The organism is Acinetobacter sp. YH12106 (assembly GCF_013418995.1).
Taxonomy (GTDB): Bacteria; Pseudomonadota; Gammaproteobacteria; order Pseudomonadales; family Moraxellaceae; genus Acinetobacter; species Acinetobacter pseudolwoffii.
This window is the reverse complement of sequence record NZ_VPAV01000005.1, coordinates 49598-74303: the sequence shown is the minus strand read 5'-3', so window position 1 is coordinate 74303 and position 24706 is coordinate 49598. Positions and strand designations below refer to the sequence as shown.

General features: G+C 45.6%; 21 protein-coding genes and 1 riboswitch. Of the genes, 17 read left to right on the top strand and 4 right to left on the bottom strand.

Annotation, left to right across the window (positions count from 1 at the left end; translation table 11 throughout):
- Window positions 1-31 precede the first annotated feature (31 nt).
- Both ftsZ and lpxC read left to right on the top strand, forming a co-directional pair.
- Complete coding sequence (ftsZ, locus tag FTU45_RS06375) at window positions 32-1222, top strand: cell division protein FtsZ (RefSeq protein WP_074383861.1); 1191 nt, start codon at window positions 32-34, stop codon at window positions 1220-1222.
- Window positions 1223-1348: 126 nt separating this feature from the next.
- Window positions 1349-2251: a UDP-3-O-acyl-N-acetylglucosamine deacetylase gene (lpxC, locus tag FTU45_RS06370; protein WP_005095032.1), complete on the top strand. Its 903-nt coding sequence runs from the start codon at window positions 1349-1351 to the stop codon at window positions 2249-2251.
- A 99-nt stretch (window positions 2252-2350) separates the two neighbouring features.
- On the opposite strand, the gene FTU45_RS06365 is transcribed toward lpxC, so the two are convergent.
- Window positions 2351-2791 carry a DciA family protein gene (locus FTU45_RS06365; RefSeq protein WP_005095034.1) on the bottom strand — a complete coding sequence of 147 codons (441 nt, stop codon included), beginning with the start codon at window positions 2789-2791 and terminating at the stop codon, window positions 2351-2353.
- A 107-nt stretch (window positions 2792-2898) separates the two neighbouring features.
- Between FTU45_RS06365 and FTU45_RS06360 the strand changes: the two genes are divergently transcribed.
- From FTU45_RS06360 to recJ, 10 genes are all read left to right on the top strand, one after another.
- Window positions 2899-3582 (top strand): M23 family metallopeptidase, encoded by a 684-nt coding sequence (locus FTU45_RS06360; protein WP_005173245.1) that lies wholly within the window; start codon window positions 2899-2901, stop codon window positions 3580-3582.
- A gap of 328 nt (window positions 3583-3910) precedes the next feature.
- A complete protein-coding gene (aceE, locus tag FTU45_RS06355) occupies window positions 3911-6613 on the top strand; it encodes a pyruvate dehydrogenase (acetyl-transferring), homodimeric type (protein WP_074383863.1) in 2703 nt (900 codons plus the stop codon).
- A 2-nt stretch (window positions 6614-6615) separates the two neighbouring features.
- Window positions 6616-8628 (top strand): 2-oxo acid dehydrogenase subunit E2, encoded by a 2013-nt coding sequence (locus tag FTU45_RS06350; protein WP_180076148.1) that lies wholly within the window; start codon window positions 6616-6618, stop codon window positions 8626-8628.
- Window positions 8629-8716: 88 nt separating this feature from the next.
- Window positions 8717-8859: riboswitch (yybP-ykoY riboswitch) on the top strand.
- A gap of 73 nt (window positions 8860-8932) precedes the next feature.
- Window positions 8933-9508, top strand: a complete 576-nt coding sequence (locus FTU45_RS06345) for a TMEM165/GDT1 family protein (RefSeq protein ID WP_159516485.1) — start codon at window positions 8933-8935, stop codon at window positions 9506-9508.
- Window positions 9509-9692: 184 nt separating this feature from the next.
- Entirely contained in the window at window positions 9693-10490 is a 798-nt protein-coding gene (locus tag FTU45_RS06340; RefSeq protein WP_074383865.1) for an MBL fold metallo-hydrolase, read from the top strand.
- Window positions 10491-10586: 96 nt separating this feature from the next.
- Window positions 10587-10952: a YkgJ family cysteine cluster protein gene (locus FTU45_RS06335; RefSeq protein WP_074383866.1), complete on the top strand. Its 366-nt coding sequence runs from the start codon at window positions 10587-10589 to the stop codon at window positions 10950-10952.
- Between the two features lie 235 nt (window positions 10953-11187).
- Complete coding sequence (guaB, locus tag FTU45_RS06330) at window positions 11188-12654, top strand: IMP dehydrogenase (protein ID WP_180000222.1); 1467 nt, start codon at window positions 11188-11190, stop codon at window positions 12652-12654.
- Between the two features lie 122 nt (window positions 12655-12776).
- A complete protein-coding gene (gene glmM / locus FTU45_RS06325; protein WP_074383868.1) occupies window positions 12777-14108 on the top strand; it encodes a phosphoglucosamine mutase in 1332 nt (443 codons plus the stop codon).
- Between the two features lie 11 nt (window positions 14109-14119).
- Window positions 14120-14776 carry a pyridoxamine 5'-phosphate oxidase gene (gene pdxH / locus FTU45_RS06320; protein ID WP_005173224.1) on the top strand — a complete coding sequence of 219 codons (657 nt, stop codon included), beginning with the start codon at window positions 14120-14122 and terminating at the stop codon, window positions 14774-14776.
- A gap of 14 nt (window positions 14777-14790) precedes the next feature.
- Window positions 14791-16491: a single-stranded-DNA-specific exonuclease RecJ gene (gene recJ, locus FTU45_RS06315; RefSeq protein WP_180076178.1), complete on the top strand. Its 1701-nt coding sequence runs from the start codon at window positions 14791-14793 to the stop codon at window positions 16489-16491.
- Between the two features lie 50 nt (window positions 16492-16541).
- Here the strand turns inward: recJ and FTU45_RS06310 are convergent, their stop codons facing one another.
- Both FTU45_RS06310 and FTU45_RS06305 read right to left on the bottom strand, forming a co-directional pair.
- A complete protein-coding gene (locus FTU45_RS06310; protein ID WP_180076147.1) occupies window positions 16542-17279 on the bottom strand; it encodes a putative porin in 738 nt (245 codons plus the stop codon).
- 177 nt (window positions 17280-17456) lie between these two features.
- Window positions 17457-18236, bottom strand: coding sequence for a putative porin (locus FTU45_RS06305; RefSeq protein WP_180076146.1), 780 nt, complete (start codon window positions 18234-18236; stop codon window positions 17457-17459).
- A 504-nt stretch (window positions 18237-18740) separates the two neighbouring features.
- Between FTU45_RS06305 and prfB the strand changes: the two genes are divergently transcribed.
- From prfB to FTU45_RS06280, 5 genes are all read left to right on the top strand, one after another.
- Window positions 18741-19836 (top strand): peptide chain release factor 2 gene (prfB, locus tag FTU45_RS06300; protein WP_100329506.1). Its coding sequence is split into 2 segments (ribosomal slippage): window positions 18741-18812 and window positions 18814-19836, totalling 1095 coding nucleotides; the frame shifts between segments, so codons are not numbered across the junction.
- Window positions 19837-19983: 147 nt separating this feature from the next.
- Window positions 19984-20283: a helix-turn-helix transcriptional regulator gene (locus FTU45_RS06295; RefSeq protein WP_005173210.1), complete on the top strand. Its 300-nt coding sequence runs from the start codon at window positions 19984-19986 to the stop codon at window positions 20281-20283.
- A 20-nt stretch (window positions 20284-20303) separates the two neighbouring features.
- A complete protein-coding gene (locus FTU45_RS06290; protein WP_180076145.1) occupies window positions 20304-21389 on the top strand; it encodes an alkene reductase in 1086 nt (361 codons plus the stop codon).
- Window positions 21390-21468: 79 nt separating this feature from the next.
- Window positions 21469-22749, top strand: a complete 1281-nt coding sequence (locus tag FTU45_RS06285) for a 3-deoxy-D-manno-octulosonic acid transferase (RefSeq protein WP_180050220.1) — start codon at window positions 21469-21471, stop codon at window positions 22747-22749.
- Between the two features lie 251 nt (window positions 22750-23000).
- Window positions 23001-23714: a 16S rRNA (uracil(1498)-N(3))-methyltransferase gene (locus FTU45_RS06280; RefSeq protein WP_180076144.1), complete on the top strand. Its 714-nt coding sequence runs from the start codon at window positions 23001-23003 to the stop codon at window positions 23712-23714.
- Here the strand turns inward: FTU45_RS06280 and FTU45_RS06275 are convergent.
- Window positions 23688-24668, bottom strand: coding sequence for a mechanosensitive ion channel domain-containing protein (locus FTU45_RS06275; RefSeq protein WP_180076143.1), 981 nt, complete (start codon window positions 24666-24668; stop codon window positions 23688-23690). The two genes, FTU45_RS06280 and FTU45_RS06275, sit on opposite strands and share 27 nt — an antisense overlap.
- Between the last annotated feature and the right edge of the window lie 38 nt (window positions 24669-24706).

Genomic DNA, 24706 nt, shown 5'->3' with positions numbered 1-24706 from the left:
TGCCAATTATGAATTAGGAATTTTATAGGTCATGGCCTCATTTGAATTTTTCGAAGACGATCATAGCGATAGCAATGGTCAAGCCCGTTTCACTGTGTTTGGTGTAGGCGGTGCGGGTGGTAATGCTGTACAACACATGTTGCAGTCCGATATCCAGGGCGTAAAGTTTGTTTGTGCCAATACGGACAAGCAGGCACTCGATCGCATGGAAGCCGAATTTAAAATTCAGCTGGGTGAGCAAAGTACCCGTGGTCTGGGTGCAGGTGCCAATCCGCAAGTGGGTCAGACTGCAGCAGAAGAAAGCCGTGAACTGATCCGCCAGCAGCTTGAAGGGACCGATATGGTCTTTGTCACTGCGGGTATGGGCGGTGGTACCGGAACGGGTGCTGCGCCAGTGGTTGCTGAAATTGCCAAAGAAATGGGTATCCTGACGGTTGGTGTGGTGACGACGCCATTCAACTTTGAGGGCAAGCGCCGTTTACAATCTGCGGAAAAAGGCATTGAAGCGCTTGAGCAGCATGTCGACTCATTGATCATCATTCCAAATCAGCGTTTATTGAAAGTCTTCCGTGATATTTCAATGAAAGATGCCTATAAAAAAGCGGATGATGTGCTACTGAATGCGGTACGCAGTATTTTTGATCTGGTGGTACGTCCGGGTCATATCAACCTTGACTTCGCCGATTTGAAAACAGCGATGAGTACTCGTGGTTATGCCATGATGGGTGTTGGTTTAGGCCGTGGTGAAAACCGTGCCCGTCAGGCTGCTGAACAGGCTATTCGTAGCCCATTACTCGATAACGTAACCATCATGAATGCCAAAGGTATTCTGATTAACGTAACGGGTGGCGATGATGTCACTTTTGGTGAAATTGAAGAAATCACCGATGTTGTTAACCAGATTGTCGATTTGGATGAAGGTCAGGTGTTCTACGGTACGGTATTTGATCCGGATGCACGTGATGAAATCAGTGTGACCGTGATTGCAACGGGTTTAACCCGTCATGCAGCGGATTCGGTTGAACCGACCAAACGTACCAATGTACAGGCAACGCGCCCAGCAGCAGCTTCACAGGCTGTGGTAGAAGATGATGATGTACCAGCGATTCAGCGCCAACAGCATGAAACCGCTACGCCAGCGAATGTTTCAGCATCAGTTTCAAGCCCGCGTCCAACACCAATGAGTATTCAGGATTATCTTAAGAATCAACAGCGTAAATAACATGTAACATCATGTGTTTACCATGATTACACAGGAAAGGTGGCTTTTAAGCCACCTTTTTGTTTTTTATCAATGGCCAAATATGCTAACGTATAGCGGTTTTATTGATGAACAGATGAAAGAAGCATGTTGAAACAACGTACCCTGAAACGTATCGTGAAAGCGAGCGGAATCGGTCTTCACAGTGGGCAAAAAGTCATGATTAACTTTGTGCCGCACCATGCCGATGGGGGAATTGTGTTTCGTCGTATTGACCTGAATCCGCCGGTCGACATTCCTGCCGATGCGATGCTGATTCAGGAAGCTTTCATGTGCTCGAATCTGGTTCAGGAAAATGCCAAAGTCGGTACGATTGAACATGTCATGAGTGCGATTGCCGGTTTAGGAATTGATAACCTGATTATCGAAGTCTCTGCCTCGGAAGTGCCGATTATGGATGGCAGTGCAGGCCCGTTTATCTATTTGCTCATGCAAGGTGGTCTGCAAGAACTGGATGCTGCGAAAAAATTCGTCAAGATTATTAAACCGGTTGAAGCACTGATTGATGATAAGCGTGCCATTTTTAGTCCGCACCATGGCTTCCAGCTGAATTTCACCATTGATTTTGATCATCCTGCTTTTAAAAAAGAACATCAGTCCGCCAGTATCGATTTCTCGACTGAAACTTTTGTTTATGAGGTTAGTGAAGCACGTACCTTTGGTTTTATGAAAGATCTGGATTATCTCAAAGCCAATAATCTGGCACTGGGAGCCAGTTTGGAGAATGCCATTGGTGTGGATGAAACCGGAGTGGTGAATGAAGAGGGTCTAAGGTTCTCTGATGAATTTGTACGCCATAAAATTTTGGATGCAGTCGGGGATTTGTATCTGCTTGGACATCAGATCATTGCCAAATTTGATGGTTATAAATCTGGACATGCTTTGAATAATCAGCTGTTGCGCAATGTGAAAAGTGATCCAAGCTGCTATGAAATTGTAACATTTGATGACGAGGCCAATTGTCCAATCATGTATGTGAATGTGACATAAGTCATTGTGTTTGTGTCTTTATGTTTTAGTTATTGCGTCAATAGTGTGACATGTGTCGCATAATACTGCTTTTCTAATTTATTACATTTGATTGCTATGTTACTTTTTATTGCTTGCCAAACGTAGCAAAGCTTGGCTAAGCTTAGGGTCGCTTATAAAGTCAGCTGCACCACGAAGTAATTCCTGTGTTTCTGCATTTAAGGCTCTTTCAGGTGTTGCTGCAACAGGTTGCGTTTGTGAAGGATTCCGCAAGCAAACTTGAAGTTTTGTAAGATCTGTTAATTCATTTATTTGAGAGAGTTGTGAAATGTATTGCTTTTGAAGATAGGCCAATTGACTGATCATGGCCTGGTTTTCACCGGTAATCGTTAACACACCATTTTGATAGCACACAACTTGCCAGCGTTCCGGTTGGGGCAATAGCGGTTGTACGAGTTTCGTAAGTTTCTGCCAGGCAGCAACTTGTGATGAGAGAAACGAAAAGTTTCCTGTTTTTATCTGTTTTCTGGTTTGTTGAAAAACGTTGACAGGTTCCGACATACATAATTCCTACATGTTTATGTCTTAATCTTATGCGCTTCTTTTAGTGGATATCAAGGATAGAGATCTTCAAGGAACTCGATTAAAGCAGTTTAGAGAGGTTTTTTATGCATATGCGACGTATTTTGTTGGCATTTTCTTTATCAGTTTCAGCTGCTTCGGTAGCGTTTGCAGATTTAGTCAATCTAAATCAAGAAAATGGTTCAACAGATCGTATCGAGCAATTGACGCGTACTCTGGCACAGGGTGCATATACTCATCCAGATGATATCGATATTCCAGCGCAAACCAAATTGAATGTCCAGCTACGTGAAAAGCCAGTTGAGCTTAACAATCGCACGCTGGCACAGAAGTATGCAAATACCTCATCTAATCGAGCTGCTGCAAATAGTGCTTATTCCTGGCTGATCGCTCATCCCTTACCCAATTCTCGCGTAAGTTCAAATTACGGTGGTCGTACCATGGGTGGCCGTGCTGAAAATCACTCAGGTCTTGATCTTGCAGCGCCAAGTGGTACACCAATTTATGCCACAGGCCCAGGTATTGTAACCAAATCAGGTTGGGGTACGGGTTATGGTCAATATGTTGAAATCAATCATGGCAATGGCTATTTAACACGTTATGCTCATGCTTCACGTCTTATTGCACGTGTGGGAGAACAGGTACAGGCAGGTGATCATATTGCCAACGTTGGCTGTACTGGCCGCTGTACCGGTCCACACTTGCATTATGAAGTTGTAAAAGACGGTCAACGTAAAAACCCATCTACTTATTTGGCCATGTTACCTTAAGTATAGACCTGAATTTCTATTAGGCTCTTTATACATAAGCATCTCTCCAATAAGCATTTCAAAGCGATTAAGCTAAGGCTCTTCAACCCACATTGAAGGGTTCTTCAGATAATCGCTTTTAAGTCTGATATTATCACCAACTATTATAATGAATGTATAATAAATCTCCTATATTGACTATTTTTTGTTATGTTGTGTAATTAAACGTCACCAATCATTTAGTTCCTAAATAGTACTGCCAAATCGCATTCAGCCAGAGCCATACCTGCTGAGGTCTCAAATATGGTACATATAAGACATTAAATTAGGCTTTTAGGAACTGTAGATTATGGCGTTTTATGGCGATACAGACGCGCAAGAAACCCAAGAATGGCAAGATGCATTTGACTCTGTTTTGCAACACATGGGTACCGAGCGTGCAGCATTTTTATTAGAAAAACTTTATCAACGCGCAATTGCAAAGCATGTTCCTATTCAGCGTTTAAATACTCCCTACTTAAATACGATTTCCGTTGAAGAACAACCGGCAATGCCGGGCGACCAGGATATGGAACGCCGGATTCGTGCGCTGGTTCGCTGGAATGCCTTGGCAATGGTATTGCGCGCAAATAAAACCGGTGATGACCTCGGTGGTCACTTGGCCAGCTTTGCCTCTTCCGCAACTTTATATGATGTCGGTTTTAACCACTTCTTCCGTGCCAACAGCGACAGCTTTGGCGGCGACATGATCTATTATCAAGGTCACTGTGCACCGGGTATTTACGCGCGTTCATTTTTAGAAGGCCGTTTGACTGAAGAGCATCTGAATAATTTCCGTCGTGAAGTAGGCGGCAAAGGTTTGCCATCTTATCCGCATCCTTATTTGATGCCGGATTATTGGCAGTTCCCAACGGTATCGATGGGTTTGGGCCCAATCATGTCGATTTATCAGGCGCATATTCAAAAGTACCTGATGAACCGTGGCCTGATCAAAGAAGAAGATCGTAAGGTCTGGGCTTATTTGGGCGATGGCGAGATGGACGAGCCAGAAAGCCTCGGTGCAATCTCGCTGGCAGGTCGTGAAAAACTCGACAACCTGATCTGGGTGGTGAACTGTAACTTGCAACGTCTGGATGGTCCGGTACGTGGTAATGGCAAGATCATTCAGGAACTTGAGTCACTATTCCGCGGCGCAGGCTGGCGTGTGATTAAAGTGGTGTGGGGCCGTCATTGGGACCCATTACTGGATAAAGATAAATCTGGTGCACTCAAAGCCGTGATGGAAGAAGCGGTTGACGGCGACTTCCAGCGTTACCAGGTCAAAGGTGGGGCCTATGCACGTGAAAAGTTCTTTGGTAAATATCCAGAAGCCAAAGAGCTGGTCAAGGATTTAAGCGATGAAGATATTGATAATCTGAACCGCGGTGGCCACGATCCGTACAAAGTTTTTGCTGCCTATGCTGAAGCTTGTACTGCCAAAGGTCAACCGACCGTGATTCTGGCGAAAACCGTCAAAGGTTATGGTTTGTCAGAAGAAATTGAAGCAGTCAATAAAACACACCAAATCAAGAAGATGCAAATCAACTCTTTGAAATACGTGCGTGACCGCTTCAACCTGCCATTTACCGATGAGCAATTGGAAGAAGTACCATTCTATCGTCCAAGCGAAAATTCGCCTGAGCTGAAATACATGAAAGCACGTCGTGAAGCATTGGGTGGTTATCTGCCTGCACGTCGGAAGGAAAGCGAGCAACTGGCGATTCCTGAACTTTCGGTATTTGATTCGGTCTTGGCGGGTTCAAATGGTAAAGAACAGTCGACCACGATGGTGATGGTACGTTTAATCTCTGCGCTTCTTAAAGAGAAAGCAATTAAAGACCGTGTTGTTCCGATTGTGCCAGATGAAGCACGTACTTTTGGTTTGGAGGGCATGTTCCGCCAGCTCGGTATCTATGCTGCGCATGGTCAGAAATATACGCCTGAAGACCAAGAACAGTTGATGCATTATCGTGAAGCCAAAGACGGACACATGTTGCAAGAAGGAATTAACGAAGCCGGCGCCATGAGTGCCTGGGCCGCGTTAGGCACCAGTTATTCAACCAATAACCTGCCAATGATCCCGATGTACATGTACTACTCGATGTTCGGTTTCCAGCGTATCGGTGATATTGCATGGGCAGCCGGTGATGCACAGGCACAAGGTTTCTTGCTCGGTGCAACTGCAGGTCGTACTACACTAAACGGCGAAGGCTTGCAGCATCAGGACGGTCATTCCCATATTCTGGCCAATACCATTCCAAACTGTGTCTCTTATGACCCATGTTTTGGTTATGAACTGGCAGTGATCGTGCATGACGGTTTACAACGTATGTATGTCAATCAGGAACGTGTGTTCTATTACCTGACCGTGATGAACGAAAACTACGAGCATCCGGAAATGCCAAAAGGTGTTGAAGAAGGCATCAAGCGTGGTATGTACTTACTGGAAGAAGATGAAAAAGCCACGGTTCAGTTACTGGGCTCGGGTGTGATCCTGCGTGAAGTGATCAAGGCGGCGAAGATTCTGCGTGAGGAATATCAAATTCACTCAAATGTCTACAGTGTCACCAGCTTCAATGAACTGGCACGTGATGGTATGGCATGTGAAGAATACAACCGCCTGCATCCACTGGCTGAGGATGTGAAAGAAGCATGGATATCGAAACAGCTACGCGGTACCGAAGGTATTGTGGTGTCTGCAACTGATCATATGCGTGCCTATAGCGAACAGATTCGTGCCTATCTTCCAGATGGCCGCCCATTTGTGGCACTCGGTACCGATGGTTATGGCCGTTCAGATACACGTGGTAATTTACGTAGCTACTTCGGTGTCGATGCTGCCCATATTGTGGTGGCAACTCTGAAAAAACTGGCAGATGAAGGTGAAGTTGATCCGCGCCTGGTGAAAGACGCGATCTCGACGTTTGAGCTGGATACCGATCGTCCGGTGGCTTGGGCACCGCAAGACACCCCATCTGTACATGCTGTTGCTGACTACAAAGAGGAGAACTAAGCATGCAAATTACGACTCCCGATATTGGTGTAGATCAGGCAACCGTGGCCGAAATTCTGGTCAAAGTCGGTGATACGATTGCGATTGATGACAGCATCGTGTTGCTTGAATCCGATAAAGCCTCTGTTGAAGTGCCCAGCACTTCAGCAGGGGTGGTGAAAAGCATTCTGGTCAGTCAGGGTGATGAAGTGACTGAAGGCGCGGTACTGATTGAACTGCAAGCTGAAGATGGCAGTACGGATGTGGTCGAGCCACAGCAAGCAGATGCCTCACAAAAAACCTCAGAAAATACACCGACGTCTTTGCCTGATCAGGAAATCATGCAAGAACTGGCATCACATCAGCCAAAAGTTTCTGCTGCGCCTGAGGCTCAAGCAAGTTCACAAGTGGTCGATGTTCAAGTCCCTGATATTGGTGTAGAGAAAGCCACTGTCGGTGAAATTCTGGTCTCTGTCGGTGATGAAATCGAGGTGGATCAAAGCATTATGGTGGTGGAATCGGACAAGGCGACTGTTGAAGTGCCAAGTACGGTTACAGGCACGGTGGAATCCATCGACATTAAAGAAGGCGACACGGTTAAAGAAGGTGTGGTGATTCTAAAAGTGAAAACTTCAGGATCGACCCCGACTGTTGCAGCAGAAGCGCCAAAAGCTGAAGCTGCGCCAGTTCAAGATGCTAAAGCGGAGTCAGTGGCTCAAGCCGCAGCAGCACCTGCGGGTGAGGTTGAAGTGATGGTGCCTGACCTCGGGGTAGACAAAGCAGCTGTGGCTGAAATTCTGGTTTCTGTCGGTGATACGGTTGAAAAAGACCAGAGCATCATTGTGGTGGAATCAGACAAAGCCACGGTTGAAGTGCCAAGCACAACTGCTGGGGTGATCAAGGCGATTCATGTTGAGCTGGGACAAAATGTCTCTGAAGGCATTGCACTGATGACAATTCAAGCTGAAGCGCAAGCAGAGGCTGCACCTGTTGCGGCTAAAGCGGAAGCACCGAAAGCAGCTGTTGCACCAGTAGAGACCACCAAAGCAGCACCTGCGGCATCTTCTACTCCAGCGGTGGCGACCTCTGACAATGCCGACAAGCTGACCAAAGAGCAGAATGTCGCCAACTCGAAAGTCTATGCTGGCCCTGCTGTACGTAAACTGGCACGTGAACTGGGCGTAGTATTGTCAGAAGTTCAGGCTTCAGGTTCCAATGCCCGGGTGATGAAAGAAGATCTGAAGGCTTATGTCAAAGCGCGCCTGACTACGCCACAGGCGGCTCCTGTAGCCGCTGCTGCTCAAGCCACAGGTCTACCAAAATTGCCAGATTTTAGTGCTTTTGGTGGTGTGGAAGAAAAAGCCTTGACGCGTTTGCAACAAGTGTCTATTCCGCAGTTGTCGCTGAATAATTTCATTCCGCAAGTGACCCAGTTTGATGCAGCCGATATTACTGAACTGGAAGCGTGGCGTAATGAGCTGAAAGGCAACTTCAAGAAAGAAGGCCTGAGCCTGACCATTATGGCCTTCATCATCAAAGCAGTTGCGCACTTGTTAAAAGAAGAACGCGAGTTTGCTGGTCACTTGGCCGATGATGGCAAGTCAGTCCTGCTACGTAACGAGATCCATATGGGGATTGCGGTGGCAACGCCAGATGGTTTAACGGTTCCGGTATTGCGTCATCCCGATCAGAAGTCGATTAAACAGATTGCCACTGAGCTGGGAAGCTTGGGTCAAAAAGCGCGTGACAAGAAATTGTCGCCAAAAGATCTGCAAGGCGCGAACTTCACTATTACTAGCCTGGGTTCAATTGGTGGTACGGCATTTACACCGTTGGTCAACTGGCCGCAAGTGGCAATTCTGGGAATTTCACCTGCCACCATGCAACCGGTCTGGAATGGTGAAGGTTTTGATCCACGCTTGATGCTACCGTTGTCTTTGTCATACGATCACCGTGTGATTAATGGTGCAGATGCTGCGCGTTTCACCAACAAGCTGACCCAGCTGCTTAAAGATATTCGTACTTTATTGATCTAATCTGATCAGATCATTTCAATCATAAACCTTGCTTCGGCGGGGTTTATTTTTGCCACATTGAAAAATAATGGATTTGATTCTATACTTGGCGCACTTCATTGGGGAGTAGCCGCCTTTTGCGCAAAGCAGAAGGGTGATGGTCAACATATTTGTCCTGAACCGGACATGGTCATCATAGCAAAGAACCAAATGAGCTTCTCGAAGCTTTCTTTTGTTGGCAAGACCTTTGATTTACCACTCTGCAGATTTTGGCTAGCAGGAGCGGTGAGTCATTGGTATTGGATGCTAGCCAGAGAAAGACCTCATGTATGAATTCTTACTGTCGACCGCAATCGTGGCACTGGCTGAAATGGGTGATAAAACCCAACTGCTGGCTTTGCTGCTTGCCGCACGTTTTCGCAAACCCATTCCTATTTTAGTTGCTATTTTATTGGCGACGCTGATTAACCATGGCCTTTCTGCGGTATTGGGGCAATGGATCACCACGGTGATTGGGCCGGAAGTGTTGCTGTGGATTGTGTCGATTGGTTTTATTGCGATGGCGGCCTGGATGCTGATTCCGGATGAACTCGGAGATGAAAATGCCAGTATCAATAAATGGCAAAAATTCGGGGTATTTGCTGCAACCTTCATTTTGTTCTTTCTGGCAGAAATTGGCGATAAAACCCAGATTGCCACAGTCGCGCTGGCAGCACGTTTCGATAGTATATTCTGGGTGATGCTCGGTACCACTTTGGGGATGATGCTGGCCAATGCACCTGCGGTATTTCTAGGAGATAAACTGGCGAACAGGCTGCCGATCAGCCTGATTCATAAAATTGGCGCGGCCATTTTCCTGGTGATTGGTGTCGCCACTCTGCTTCAATATTATTTATTTTAAAAATGCAGTAATAATTGCATGAATCCTGAGCTAAAAACTCAGGATTTTTTATGCCTAAAATAAGCTTAAAACTTTGATAAGTAGTGTGATATGGCCAGTTTTATTGATTGTAAGTTCAACTAAATACTTATATGTTATATGGGTATAAAACAGCACTTTTAAATTTAAATCGGGGAATATATACATGGTTTTTGAACGCACCACATCGCAGGTCCTGTTTGATAACGGGACACATAAATGCATCAGTTTTACCAGTCTGGTCAAAGGTGAAGGCGTTCAGGCAAACCAGTTTTTAATCATTGATAACGAGCGGGCGGCGGTACTCGATCCGGGTGGTGATCTCACCTATGTTCCGCTAACCATGGAACTGAATAAATACACCCGGTTGACCAATCTGGATTATGTCATGGCTTCGCATCAGGATCCTGACATCATTACTTCGATGCCACGCTGGCTGGTATATACCGATGCCAAAGTGGTGGCTTCCAAGCTCTGGGCGCGTTTCTTGCCACATTTAAACTCGGCTTTTATGAGTGACCGGATGAAAGGCAACTGGCTAGATCGGCTGGTCGAGCTCCCGGATCATGGTCAGATCATTCCTCTGGGTAATGCCAATATTGTGGCGGTACCAGCGCATTTTCTGCATTCAGTCGGCAATTTCCAGTTTTATGATCCGATTGCCAAGATCCTGTTTTCGGGAGATATGGGCGCATCGATGGTCGATGATGCTGCCAAACCATTGGAAAATTTTGCGGCGCATATCCCAAAAATGAAAAGCTTTCATCAGCGTTATATGTGCAATAACAAGGTGATTCGTCTTTGGGTGAACATGGTGCGGGGCATGGATATCGAGATGATTGTGCCGCAGCATGGCACGCCTTTTATGGGTAAAGAGCAGATCACCCAGTTTCTGGACTGGATTGAAACGCTGCAATGTGGCACCGACCTGATGGACGAAACTGTTTTTACCTGTCCTGAATAGTTCACAGAAAAATAAAATTTTTCTTGTGTAGAAAAACAACATTTTTTATATTTCTTCTCCAAAAAACTTTTTTTTGATCATGAGAACTTATAAGAAATGTTATCTCAAGTTCCAACACCAGATGCATGTTTAAGCTGCGGGGCGTGCTGCGCCTATTTCAGGGTTTCGTTTTACTGGGCAGAAGGGATTCATATGCCTGAGCATTATACGGAACCTGTAACAGCAGTTTATTCATGTATGGCTGGAACCAATCAAAAAAATCCACGCTGTATTGCACTGGATGGCACCATTGGCCAGCAGGTCAGTTGCGGTATGTACGAGCTGCGCAGTTCATCCTGCAAAGAAGTACAGATCGCCGATGATCAATGCAATAAAGCCCGTTTGGCACATAATATGTTGCCTTTTATTCAGATTGAAAATGATGAAGCTGACAATGATGACAGTTTTGAATACGTCAGCTAAATCGACCCAAAGCAGAGTTTAGGCTCTGCTTTTTAGCTTTTCAAAGTATCGGGATTGAGTTCAAGCATCAGACTACTGTGGTCAGTTCTTTTCTGATGTCGTAGTTCTCAAATTGATTCACTGGAAAAATCCAGCCCTCAAAACTATTTTAATGCAAAAATAATTTTGCAATTGCAATGAAATTTAAGTCGATATTTGTTTATAATAGTGCACGGAAATTACCAGTGAGACTGTTATGTTGACCATCGTTCAAGACGCGTTAACCTTCGATGATGTCCTATTACTCCCTGCCTATTCTACTGTTCTCCCAAAAGATGTCTCTCTAAAGACACGCCTGACCCGTGGCATTAACCTGAATATTCCTCTTGTGTCTGCAGCGATGGATACGGTGACTGAGTCCCGTATGGCAATTGCAATGGCGCAAAACGGTGGTATCGGTATTTTGCACAAGAACATGGATATCGCTGTTCAGGCTGCAGAAGTGCGCCGTGTGAAAAAATTCGAAGCGGGTATGGTCAAAGACCCGATTACAGTTACTCCTGAAACCACAGTACGTGAATTGATTGCTTTGACTCAAGCCAACAATATCAGTGGTGTACCAGTGGTGAAAGATGGCAAAGTGGTCGGTATTGTCACCGGTCGCGATACACGCTTTGAAACCAATCTTGAGCAGCCAGTCAGCAACATCATGACTGGTCAGGATCGTCTGGTAACAGTTCGCGAAGGCGAATCGAAAGAAAATATCCAAGCCTTATTACAGCAGCACCGTATTGAAAAAGTATTGGTGGTGAATGATCAGCAAGAGCTGAAAGGCTTGATTACGGTGACAGATTTCCGTAAAGCTGAACTTTATCCAAACAGCTGTAAAGATGATTTAGGTCGTCTACGTGTCGGTGCTGCAGTCGGTACCGGTGCAGAAACCCCAAGCCGTGTTGAAGCACTGGTTGAAGCTGGAGTCGATGCGATTGTTGTCGATACAGCACATGGTCATTCTGCGGGTGTGATCGAGCGGGTACGTTGGGTGAAAGCCAACTATCCACAAGTTCAGGTGATTGGCGGTAACATCGCAACTGGTGATGCTGCATTGGCCTTACTTGATGCAGGTGCGGATGCGGTTAAAGTCGGGATTGGTCCGGGTTCAATCTGTACCACACGTATTGTGGCCGGTATTGGTATGCCGCAAATTTCTGCAATCGATTCTGTAGCCAATGCGCTGAAAGATCAGATTCCGTTGATCGCTGATGGTGGTATCCGTTTCTCTGGCGATATGGCCAAAGCGATTGGTGCGGGTGCAAGTACCATTATGGTTGGTTCATTGATGGCCGGTACTGAAGAAGCACCGGGTGAGGTTGAATTCTTCCAGGGCCGTTACTACAAAGCCTACCGGGGTATGGGTTCGTTGGGTGCCATGGCGGGTGCAACCGGTTCGGCTGACCGTTACTTCCAGGACTCTAAAGCCGGTGCCGAGAAACTGGTTCCTGAAGGCATTGAAGGTCGCGTACCGTACAAAGGTCCAATGGGTAATATCGTGCATCAGATGATGGGCGGCCTACGTTCTTCGATGGGTTATACCGGTTCTGCGATGATTGAAGACCTGCGTCAAAATGCCAAGTTTGTGAAAATCACTTCTGCCGGTATGTCGGAATCACATGTGCATGATGTGACCATTACCAAAGAAGCACCCAACTATCGCGTGGGTTAATCTCCTGTGATTTAAAATTTTTAAAAGCCGTCATGCAAATGACGGCTTTTTTATTTTGGTGTAAAGTGTGGCACAGGGAAAAAATGGGTGAGATCAATCATCCGCTAAGAAGTGAGATAAAGATGAGTTATTTTGGTACGGATGGTATTCGTGGAAAGTTTGGCGAATTGCCGATTACCCCTGAGTTTGCCCTGAAATTGGGGTTTGCAGCCGGTAAGGTTTTAAAGCGTCATAGTAAAAAAGCCAAGCCCTTGGTGGTTTTGGGTAAAGATACCCGTTTGTCTGGCTATATTCTGGAAGCCGCCTTGCAGGCAGGTTTAAATGCGGCTGGCGTCTATGTTCATCTTTTAGGCCCATTACCAACACCGGCGATTGCCCATTTGACCCGCGCCTTGCATGCCAGCCTGGGAATTGTAATTTCTGCTTCGCATAATCCGTATTTCGATAACGGTATTAAGTTTTTCTCGGCGGAAGGCAAGAAATTACCGGATGCCTTGCAAGAAGAAATCAATCAGGAACTCGAACAAGATTTTATCATTGAAGATACCGCGAGCCTGGGTAAAAGTATCCGGGTCAAAGATGCCAATGGTCGCTATATTGAATTCTGTAAATCGACTTTCCCCTATCATCTGGACTTGAATGAACTCACCATTGTGGTGGATTGTGCCAATGGTGCCGCCTATAACGTCGGGCCTGCTGTGTTCCGTGAGCTGGGCGCACGTGTGATTGCCATTCATAATGAACCGACCGGGTTAAATATCAATAAAGACTGTGGTTCGACTCATCCTGAAAGCTTGCAACAAGCCGTGATCCAGCATCAGGCCGACTTAGGTGTTGCTTTTGATGGCGATGCCGACCGTGTAGTTCTGGTGGATCAGTCTGGAAAGCTGATTGATGGCGACCATATTCTGTATATTCTTGCCACGCAAAGCTCGAAAAAGCCGGCAGGTATCGTCGGTACCTTAATGAGCAATATGGCACTGGAACTGGCACTGGAAAAAGCTCAAGTGCCATTATTACGTGCCAAAGTCGGCGACCGTTATGTGTTGCAAGGTCTGGAAGAAAACGGCTGGACGATTGGTGGCGAGCCTTCTGGGCATATTCTGACCTTGGACAAGAGCACCACCGGCGATGCGATTATTGCCGCCTTGCAAGTGCTGACAGTCATGGTTGAACAGAAGAAAGCCCTGCATGAGCTGGTGGCTGATTTTCAACTGTTGCCAAATGTCCTGGTCAATGTGCGTTTAGATGCCATGTTTGATCCTTATTCAGTACCGGCCTTGGCCGCTGAATTTGAAAAAGCCGAACAGCAGCTTAAAGGGCGTGGCCGCTTGTTGATTCGTAAATCAGGCACTGAACCGGTGATTCGTGTCATGGTGGAAGGCGAAGATTTAAGTGAAGTGACTGCACTGGCAAATTCATTAGCTGATGCTGTACGTGCCAATGCCGCTTAGAGGAAGAAAGAATGAGTGATCTGATCAAAGATCTGAGTGAGCTACGCCTGAATTATCAGAAAGGCGAGCTGCAAGAACAGCAGGTCAACCCGAATCCGCATATGCAGTTCTTGCAATGGTTTAACCATGCACTAGAAGCGAAGCTGCATGAACCCTATGCCATGTCATTGGCAACGGCGGATGCTCAAGGTCGTCCGCATGTGCGTACCGTATTACTGCGCGGGGCGACTGAAGCCGGCTATGACTTCTATACCAATTATGACAGCCAAAAAGGTTTGGATCTGGCCGAAAATCCGTATGCTGAATTATTGTTCTATTGGCAGGATCAGGAACGTCAGATTCGGGTGAGTGGTAAAGTCATTAAGATTTCTGAACAGGAGTCGACTGATTACTATCATAAACGCCCACGTGACAGCCAGATTGCTGCGCATATCAGCACCCCGCAAAGTGGGGTAATTGCCAGCCGTGAAGAGCTGCAACAGCGTTTCTGGGATTTGCATAATCAGGTGGCGAATCAGCAACAGCTGGATAAACCGGAGTTTTGGGGCGGTTATCGTCTCGAACCCGATTATTATGAATTCTGGCAGGGTCGTCCGAACCGTCTGCATGATCGTTTAAGCTATGAGAAAATTGACGGTGCATGGCAATTGCAACGCTTGATGCCTTGATTATGCCAAAAATCATGCCAAAACTTGACATCAAACAGCGCCCCTTTCTGACCCGTCCTGAAAATTTTCAGGGTGTTCCAGCATTTGTGGCTGAAATTCTGGCCCGTCGTGGGGTGGAGTCCGGGCAGGAACTTGAGCTTAAACTAAAGCATCTGCTGGCACCGACCATGAAAGGCCTGACAGATGCGATTCAGTTGATCGATCAGGCAATTGATCGTGGGCAGAAAATCGTGATTGTCGGCGATTACGATGCCGATGGTGCAACCAGTACTGCACTCATGGTGCTGACTCTACGTGATATGGGGGCGAATGTCGAGTATCTGGTACCAGACCGTTTTAAATATGGCTATGGTCTGACTGCTGCCATTGCCGATCTGGCTTTCGTCAATTTCACACCTGATCTGCTGATTACCGTGGACAATGGTATTTCCAGCCATGCAGGAGTGAAACAGGCGCAAGATCATGGTATGCAGGTGATTATTACCGATCATCACCTGACCACCAAGCCGACACCTGAAGCCGAAGCGGTGGTCAATCCGAATCAGCTGGGTTGTGATTTCCCCAGCAAAGCCTTGGCCGGGGTCGGGGTGGCGTTTTATGTGCTGGCCAATCTGTCGACCCATCGCAAAAAACTTGGAAAATCGACCACTCAAATTATTCATTATCTTGATCTGGTGGCACTCGGTACTTATGCCGATGTCGCCAGTCTGGACTATAACAACCGGATTCTAGTCGATGCGGGCCTGAAACGGATTCAGCAAGGGCAGTGCCGCGCAGGGATCAGTGCGCTACTGGATATTGCAAAACGTGATCCGGCAGGTCTAAAAGCGCAAGATCTCGGTTTTGTCTTAGGGCCGCGAATTAATGCAGCCGGACGGATGGAAACCATGGACATCGGGATCGAGTGTCTATTGGCGCCGGATCTGGCAAACGCCTATCCACTGGCCGAACAGTTGAATCAACTGAATGTTGAACGCCGTCAGGTCGAAGCTAAAATCAAGCAGGACGCTTTAAACGAACTTGAGAAAATCCAGCTGGACGAAACTGAATTGCCGGCTGCATTAATCATGTTTGAACAGCATTGGCATCAAGGTGTCATTGGTATTGTGGCGGGGCGTTTAAAAGAGCAATTTCATCGTCCGAGTATTGTCTTTGCGGCAGATGAAGATGGAATACATATCAAGGGTTCAGCGCGTTCGATTGACGGGATTCATATCCGTGATGCGATTGAACAGGTGGCGGAGCAATATCCACATTTAGTCAGTCATTTTGGCGGGCATGCAGCAGCAGCGGGTTTAACCCTGAAAAAAGAAAATTTTGCTGAATTTAAGCAGGTCTTTGAAGCACTGATTGCTACGATGGACGCGGATTTATTCACTGCGACTTTATGGACGGATGGGGAGCTATCCGCTTCGGCTTTCCAGATCGAAACAGTCGATATCCTGCAACATTTAAGTCCGTGGGGGCAAAAATTCCCTCCACCTATTTTTGAAGGGATCTTCAAGATTATGGACTATCGTTGGCTCAAAGATGTACATCTTAAATTACGCGTGGCTTTGGAAAATGGGCAGGTGATTGATGCGATCGCCTTCAATGCAGCCGATAAATATGAATTTGATCCGATGAAAGATACGCGTTTGGTCTATGAGCTGGATAAAAATGTCTTTAATGGTAATGTCAGCTTGCAGATGCGAATTATACATTTAGAACAATAGACCATAAAAAACCGCTCAAGTGAGCGGTTTTTTGCTTTTAATCGGAGCGATTAGAAGCGGTATGCACCACGTACACCGAAGATATCAGTATTGTCACCAAAATCAATTGAGCCTTCTAAGCTAACTTGTTGGTTAAAGAATTTCTTGGCACGAATAGTAAAAACATCCTTACCTTCTAGATCTGAGTCAGAGAATCCTAAGCCAACACTGAAAGTTTTGTCGAGGTATAGGTCTGCACCTAAATTATATGCATCGATATCACCGAAGCTTGCACCACCTTCAAAATTCATGTCGTATTGGCCGACTTGAGTCACATATTTAGCACGTAAAGTTGGGTCAATTTCATCATCTGCATCATCTTGAGAGATACCAACAAGACCAAGCGCGACTAATAAGCCTGGAACCGGTAAATAACCCACTTCAGCGCTATAATTGGTTTCATCACCAAAATCATTGTCAAAATGAGCAATACTACCACTTAAGTAAAAATCTGAATTTGGAACAAAGTACTCAATACCTGCACCAATACCAAAGGTGTCAGAATCATCCTTATAGCTTAAAGCACCATTGACATTACTAGCGCGATTCAAAAAAGCTGCTTCATTCAAAGGAGAGTTTTTCACTTGAACTGGATTGAAATAATAAGTCCCATCAATCGCAAAACCTACATCTGAACCACCTTGGTCACGATCAATAAGATCAAGAGAAGCCCCGATTTCAGCTTGGTAAGCATGTGCAGTTCCTAGGCCAGCAAGAAGTGCTGTAGCAAGAGCAAGTTTCTTAAACATTTAGATTTTCTCTCTTTGTTATAAAAATATGACTGTATTATTAACAGTTGTAACAAATTGTACAGTTTATATTCGTTCAGTCAATGTGCAAAAAATACCTAAATGCTGGTTAAGAGTGCAATAAAAAAACCCATCCGAGGATGGGTTTTTTATAAATGACTAATCTGTGGTTTTAGATTAGAAGCGGTATTTCGCTGCTACACCAAAAGTATTATAGTCATTGTTGAACTGTTCACCAAAGCCGACACGGCCTTCCAGGCTCACTTGCTGGTTAATGAACTTACGTGCATTGATACCGAATTCGCTGCGATCCGTAATATCATTGTTGTGATAATCAGCACCGACACTGAAGGTTTTGTCAATGAAATAATCTGCTGCCAGATTGTATTCATCTAGATCACCAAAAGCTGCACCTGCTTCTAGGTTGATATCTTTACCATTACTAAGTGTAGTCACGTATTTGGCGCGAAGTGTTGGATCTACACCATCATCATTGTCGTTATCCCAACCTTTTACACCCGCCGCAATCAATAGACCTGGAGCTGGTAAATAACCAACTTCTACACCGTAAGTCGTTAAGTCATTATCAACATTATTGTTGTCTTGCAGATCATGACCATTCACATTACCGCTTAAGTAGAAGTCAGAATTTGGAACGAAGTACTCTGCTCCTACACCATAACGATGCGCTTCACTGTCACCAATCTCATTATATTGATAGTGAGCATTTACGTTACTGGCACGATCAAGGAAAGCTGCCTCTGCTAATGGTGCATTACGTGTTTGAACTGGATTGAAGTAATATGTACCATCAACACCGAAAGAGCCACTGGTTCCACCGTTATCAGGATCAAATACGCCTGCTGATGCACCAATTTCTGCCTGGTAAGCATGTGCTGCTGTACCTGTCATTGCTATTGCTGAAAGTAGTGCCGAAGCAATCGCTAATTTTTTCATGGTTACTACCCCTCAAATCTTTAGTTAAAAACATTACACTTTTTGTTACAACTTTCAGTCTAGAGCAATTTCAAAGATCGTCAATCAAAGGAAAGTTACAGCAATGTGAATAGCGTAATCTTATGTAATCTTTTCTAAATAAGTAACTGAATAATAAAATTAAATTTATAATGTAGTGTTTTATTAAAACTGTGTAGATATTGTGGAATGTATTGAATTTGCTGATTTTTTATTCAATTTGGTAGATATTTTTAGACGATAAAATTAAATGAAAAACTATATTTTGATAATGAATGCGAGATGCGAAATCCGATCAAGCTTCAGATCAAAATGACATTTAATAACCGATTCAATTGTCAAAAATTTCCTGACGAAAACATAACTCTAAATTGGGATGACATTCGAGCTTTGGACTGGATCCATCACACTGAAATAGCAGAAATAGACTGTGCTATAATATGGGGCTAAATAATTTGTGCCTAATTTTGATTGAGAGTAATTCACGTGGAAATTAATCCGTATCTAAACCAATTAAAAGACTTAAACGAACGTGGTCAAACACTACGGGGGTATCTTTGACTACGATCTGAAAAAAGAGCGTTTAGAAGAAGTCCTGCGTGAATTAGAAGATCCCACCATCTGGAATGACCAAAGTCGTGCCCAGGCCATGGCCAAAGAAAAAGGCGAACTTGAGAACGTATTAAATGTGCTGGATGGTTTGACCACACAGCTTGAAGATGCGCAGGCCTTGCTTGATCTGGCAGTGGAAGCGGATGATGAAGGCTTACTGGAAGATGTACAGGCTGAACTGACTACAGCTGAAGAAGAACTGGCTAAACTTGAATTCCGTCGTATGTTCAACAATCCGATGGATCCTAATCCTTGTTATTTAGAAATTCAGGCCGGTTCGGGTGGTACTGAAGCGCAGGACTGGGCATCGATGCTCATGCGGATGTACCTGCGCTGGATTGAACGCCATGGCTTTAAAGCAGAAATCATGGAAGAATCGGACGGCGATGTCGCAGGGCTTAAATCAGCGACGATTCGTGTAGACGGTGAATATGCCTATGGCTGGTTACGTACCGAGTCAGGCGTACATCGTTTAGTGCGTAAATCGCCATTTGACTCGGGCAACCGTCGTCATACCTCATTCTCGGCTGTGTTTGTTTCGCCTGAAGTCGATGACAATATTGAGATCGAAATTAATCCGGCAGATGTGCGTACCGATACCTATCGTGCATCGGGTGCCGGTGGTCAGCATATTAACAAAACGGATTCTGCGGTTCGTTTAACGCATGCACCGACCGGGATTGTAGTGGCCTGTCAGAACCAGCGTTCACAGCATGCCAACCGCGACCATGCTTGGAAGCAGTTACGCGCCAAACTTTATGAACGTGAAATGCAAATTCGTAATGATGCTGCAAAAGCGCTGGAAGATACCAAGTCTGATATCGGCTGGGGAAGCCAGATTCGTTCATACGTTCTGGATGATTCACGTATTAAAGACTTACGTACCAGTGTCGAAAGTTCCAATACCGGCGCGGTTCTGGATGGCGATCTGGATAAATTTATCGAAGCAAGCTTGAAACAGGGCTTGTAAGAAATCGTTTAAATAGCTGGCGTAACCAAGTTAGTACAGACTGTGACTCTTATATCTAAATTTATCGATATATAAATCGATAAAATACGATATAATCGGTTTAGATGCTGAAACAAGTTTTGTTACGCCACAGATTGTGATGTACCTATGGATCTTGATCTAATTTTTAAAGCCTTAGCCAATCCGATACGTCGGCAGATTCTGGAATGGTTGAAATCGCCAGAACAATATCTGTCTGTGGAAGAGTGTGGCGGCTTTCAACGCGGGGTCTGTGCAGGGCAGATTGAAAAGTTAGGACAAGTCTCTCAGTCCACCATGTCCAATCATTTGTCTGTCTTGCAGCAGGCCGGTTTAATCACCGCGACCAAGCACGGACAATGGTCTTATTTCTCGCGTAATGAAGCTTTGATTCAGCAATATATCGACTATATGCAACAACACCTTTAATCCAACAGGTGGGAGTACCGATGGCTGAATTAAATTCTCCTTTAACGCTTGGCGCGTTAGAACTTAAAAACCGTGTCATCATGGCGCCGCTTACGCGTAGTCGTGCAACTGACGACCGCGTACCAACGCCAATGATGGCCGAATATTATACACAACGTGCAAGTGCCGGTTTAATCATTTCTGAAGCCACGGTGATTTCTGAAGAAGCCAATGGTTACCGTAATACTCCTGGTCTCTTTACTGATGCGCAGGTAGCAGGCTGGCAGCAGGTGACTCAAGCGGTACATGACCAAGGTGGCCTGATTGTGGCGCAGCTGTGGCATGTGGGTCGTGTGTCTGATCCAGAACTGTTAAATGGTGAAACGCCAGTATCGGCGAGCAGTGTACAACAGGCCGGTCATGTCAGTTTATTGCGTCCAAAACGTCCTTATGTGTTGCCGCGCGCGCTGGAAATTTCTGAAATTCATGCGATTACCGAACAATATAAACAGGCGGCAATTTGCGCCAAAGCTGCCGGTTTTGATGGAGTTGAACTGCATGCCGCCAATGGTTATCTGATTGACCAGTTCCTGCAAACCAAGACCAACCAGCGTGAAGATGAATACGGTGGTTCAGTCGAAAACCGTGCCCGTTTCCTGCTGGAAGTCATGGATGCACTGATTGATGTCTGGGGTGCAGGCCGTGTCGGAATTCATTTGGCACCGCGTGGCGATGAACACGATATGGGCGACAATGATCCACGTGAAACCTTTGGTTATGTGATGGAACAGTTGGGCAAGCGCCAGATCGCGTTCTTCTTTACCCGTGAATATCTGGCGGAAGACAGTATCTCGGAGTATATGAAACAGCGTTCAAACGGCGTGCCGTATATGGCCAATATGCGTTTAAGTCGTGACGATGCGATTGAATTGCTGGCTTCAGGCAAAGCAGATGCGGTAGCTTTTGGTAAGGCTTATATTGCCAATCCGGATTTATACGAGCGCCTACTCGAAGATGCACCGCTAAATGAACTAAAGCTGGAAAATATGATCGGAACCAATGTCGCAGAAGGCTATATTGATTATCCGACATTGGCTGAAGCAGACGCTTTAACTACTGTAGAATAATCTAAAAATGAGCCACATCGATTAACATGTCGATGTGGCTCTGTTATATTTTGTCGATTGAATCTGTTTCGAGGCGCATTTGGCTACTCCATTTTGGTATAACGCAGCGTTAGCTCTGATTAAACCCTTATATCAATCGCGTATTCGTAAACGTGCGACCGATCCTGAACAATTACAACAAGAACTGACAGAACGTTTCGGCCCATTTCAGCCGCCCAAAAATCTGCATGCCATCTGGTTTCATGTGGTCTCGGTCGGTGAGACCAATGCTGCCCAGCCTCTCATCGAACATTATTTAAAATCGGGTCATCCGGTGCTGGTCACCAATACCACCAAAACCGGTCAGGCACGGGCCAAATCACTTTTTTTAAAAGCACCTTATCTGGATTTATTTCAAGCGGTCTATTTACCTGCTGATCAGAAAGTACTGATCCGTGATTTTTATCAGCAGTATCAGCCAAAACTGTTATTGCTGATGGAAACCGAGCTTTGGCCGAATCTGCTGGATCAGGCACCAGAGTTTGATGTAGCCACGATTTTGTTAAATGCGCGTCTTTCGGAAAAGTCGGCCAAGGGCTATGCCAGGGTTAAAGGTCTGACCCGGAGCATGCTACAGCAGTTAAGTCAGCTTTTGGCACAAGATACTGCCACCCAGCAGCGTTATATCGAGTTGGGGATCACCGCCGAAAAAACCCAGGTTTTGGGCAATATCAAATTTGATATTACTGCACCACAAAGTTTTGTAGAACATGCTGCAAACTTGAAGCAAGAATGGCAACTGGCAGGTCGCAAAATTATGATACTGGCCAGTACCCATGCGCCTGAAGAAAAAGAAATTCTAAGCGCTTTAAAATCGGCTTTAGATAGCAACCCAAAACTTTTATGTATCGTCGTACCCCGTCATCCGGAACGTTTTGATGAGGTGTTTCAGGCTGCACAGAGTTTAAATTTAATAACTCAGCGCCGTAGTTTGGCCCAGAACATTGAAGCAGATACCCAGGTTTATCTGGCGGATTCGATGGGGGAAATGTGGCTCTGGTATGCTTTGAGTCAGGCCTGTTATGTCGGTGGCTCACTGAATGAGCCGGGTGGCGGGCATAATATTCTGGAGCCGATTGCTTTGAATGTACCGACTGTTTTAGGCAAAAACTATTTTAATTTTCAGACCATTGTCGATGAATTCGTTCAAGCAGATGCAGTAGAAGTTGTGCAGGATGCGCAGCAGGCGGCAGAGGTATTGCTGGAACTTTTGCAAGATCAAATCAAGGCACAACGTTTAAATACAGCAGCGCAGAGAATTATGCAGTTAAATACGGGATCGCTTGCCAAGCATATTCAGGTGATTGATCAGTATCTTTAATTGATATTGATAAGTAACAGATATTGGATTTACCAAGACGGCAAGGATGCCGTCGTTAGGCTGTGTGGATTGAAGTTTTTTCAATATTTCTAAGCTGGCTTATCTAGCCTACTTTTCAAAGATGAAAAGTAGCAAAAATCTTTTGTATCACTGAAGGGATGTCCTTATCCCTCAGGGATACGCGCGACATCCATGTCGCCACCCTCTAGCGGATAGAGGTCATTCAACAGTTCTTCGGTATAAAATCTTCTATGAATATTGTCCTGCTTGACCATCGACAAACACAATCGGATCTCTGGACGATTTCAGCGAAACGTCAACTGGAACATTTACAACAGCATGTGCAGATTCAAGTTGGAGATACCTTAAAAGTAGGGGTGCTGGAAGGTCAGCGCTATCTCACCGAGATTGTCGAGATTTCTGAAAAGGCAGTGCGACTAAAACCGCTTCAAGAGGATGCTGTTCCAAAAAAATTACCCGTAACTTTAATCGTGGCCTTGCCACGGCCGAAAGTGCTGCGCCGTCTGATCATGGACAGTGTCACTTTGGGCGTGGAAAAAATCATTTTACTGCATAGCTACCGCGTCGATAAAAGCTACTGGCAAACCCCATTTTTACAGCAGTTAAATCATTATATTGAGCTGGGACTGGAACAGGCCGGGGATACAATAGCTCCGAAAATCGAGCTGTATAAACGTTTTAAACCTTTTGTTGAAGATGTTTTGCCGGACTTGATTACGGCTGACCGACCCGCTTATGTGGCACATCCTTATGCCGAACAATCCATGCCTTTTGCGATTCCGCATCCTTGTACGATGATCATCGGCCCGGAAGGCGGATTCATTCCGTATGAAGTAGATTTACTGGTTAAAAACGGCTGTCAGGCTGTGAGTCTGGGCAACCGTATTCTCCGCACTGAAACCGTGATTCCCTACGTCCTAGGTCGTCTGTTTAGCACGAGCTGAGGCATCTTCATTGCCTTCGCCGCGATAGACTTTGACTTCCTGTACCGGATAAGGAATTGAAATATGATGTTCGGCAAACGCCTGAATCACGCGTTCCTGCACCGCACTGATCGAGGTTCCTGTGCCTGTCTCAGTGGTATCGACCCACCAGAGCGCTTTTAAGGTAATGGAAAAATCAGCCAGCGCCGTGACATTGACACTAAAGCCCGGCTGACTGAGGATGGTCGGGTCTTTATCTAAAATGGCGGTAATCAGGTCTTTGGCTTTCTGGATATCATCTTCATAGCCAATGCCCACTACAAACTCACAGCGACGGCGGGTATAGGCCGTGTTTACCGTCACGGCACTGGTATAGACCGTGGCATTGGGAATCACGATACGGCGGCCATCCGGTGAACGCAAAAAGGTCGCACGAATCTGGATATCTTCGACTGTACCTTCCATGCCATTGACGATAATATCATCGCCAATCTTGAATGGTTCACCGAGTAAAATCAGCACACCAGAAAGCAGGTTCTGGAAAATATCCTTGAAGGCAAAACCAATGGCGACTGAACCAATCCCGAGGGCACTCATGAGCTGACCCGGGGTAAAGCCAGGCACGGCAATGACCAGTCCAATCAAAACACCAAAGAAAATAATAAAGGTACTGCCGACACGGTTCAGGACCAATACCAGATTCTGGCGGGTATAAGAGCGGTTCTCTAAAGTTTTGCGCACAAAAAACTTAAACAGTTTTGACAATAGCCAGAAGATGACAATGACCACCAGCGCAATACAGAAATAGGGCACACGCTCCCAAAAGCCTTCTATGATCTTGTCAATGGCACTATAAGCATCATTATACTTGGCGGTATGTTCAATTACGGTCTGTGCTGTTTTTTCAGTTGCCTCGTGCAACAGCTCAGTCGTGCCTTCAGTGACCTGATTCAAAGTGTTTTCTTTTTCTGCCACGAAATTTCCCGCATTTAAATTTTGCCTATTTTGCCTGA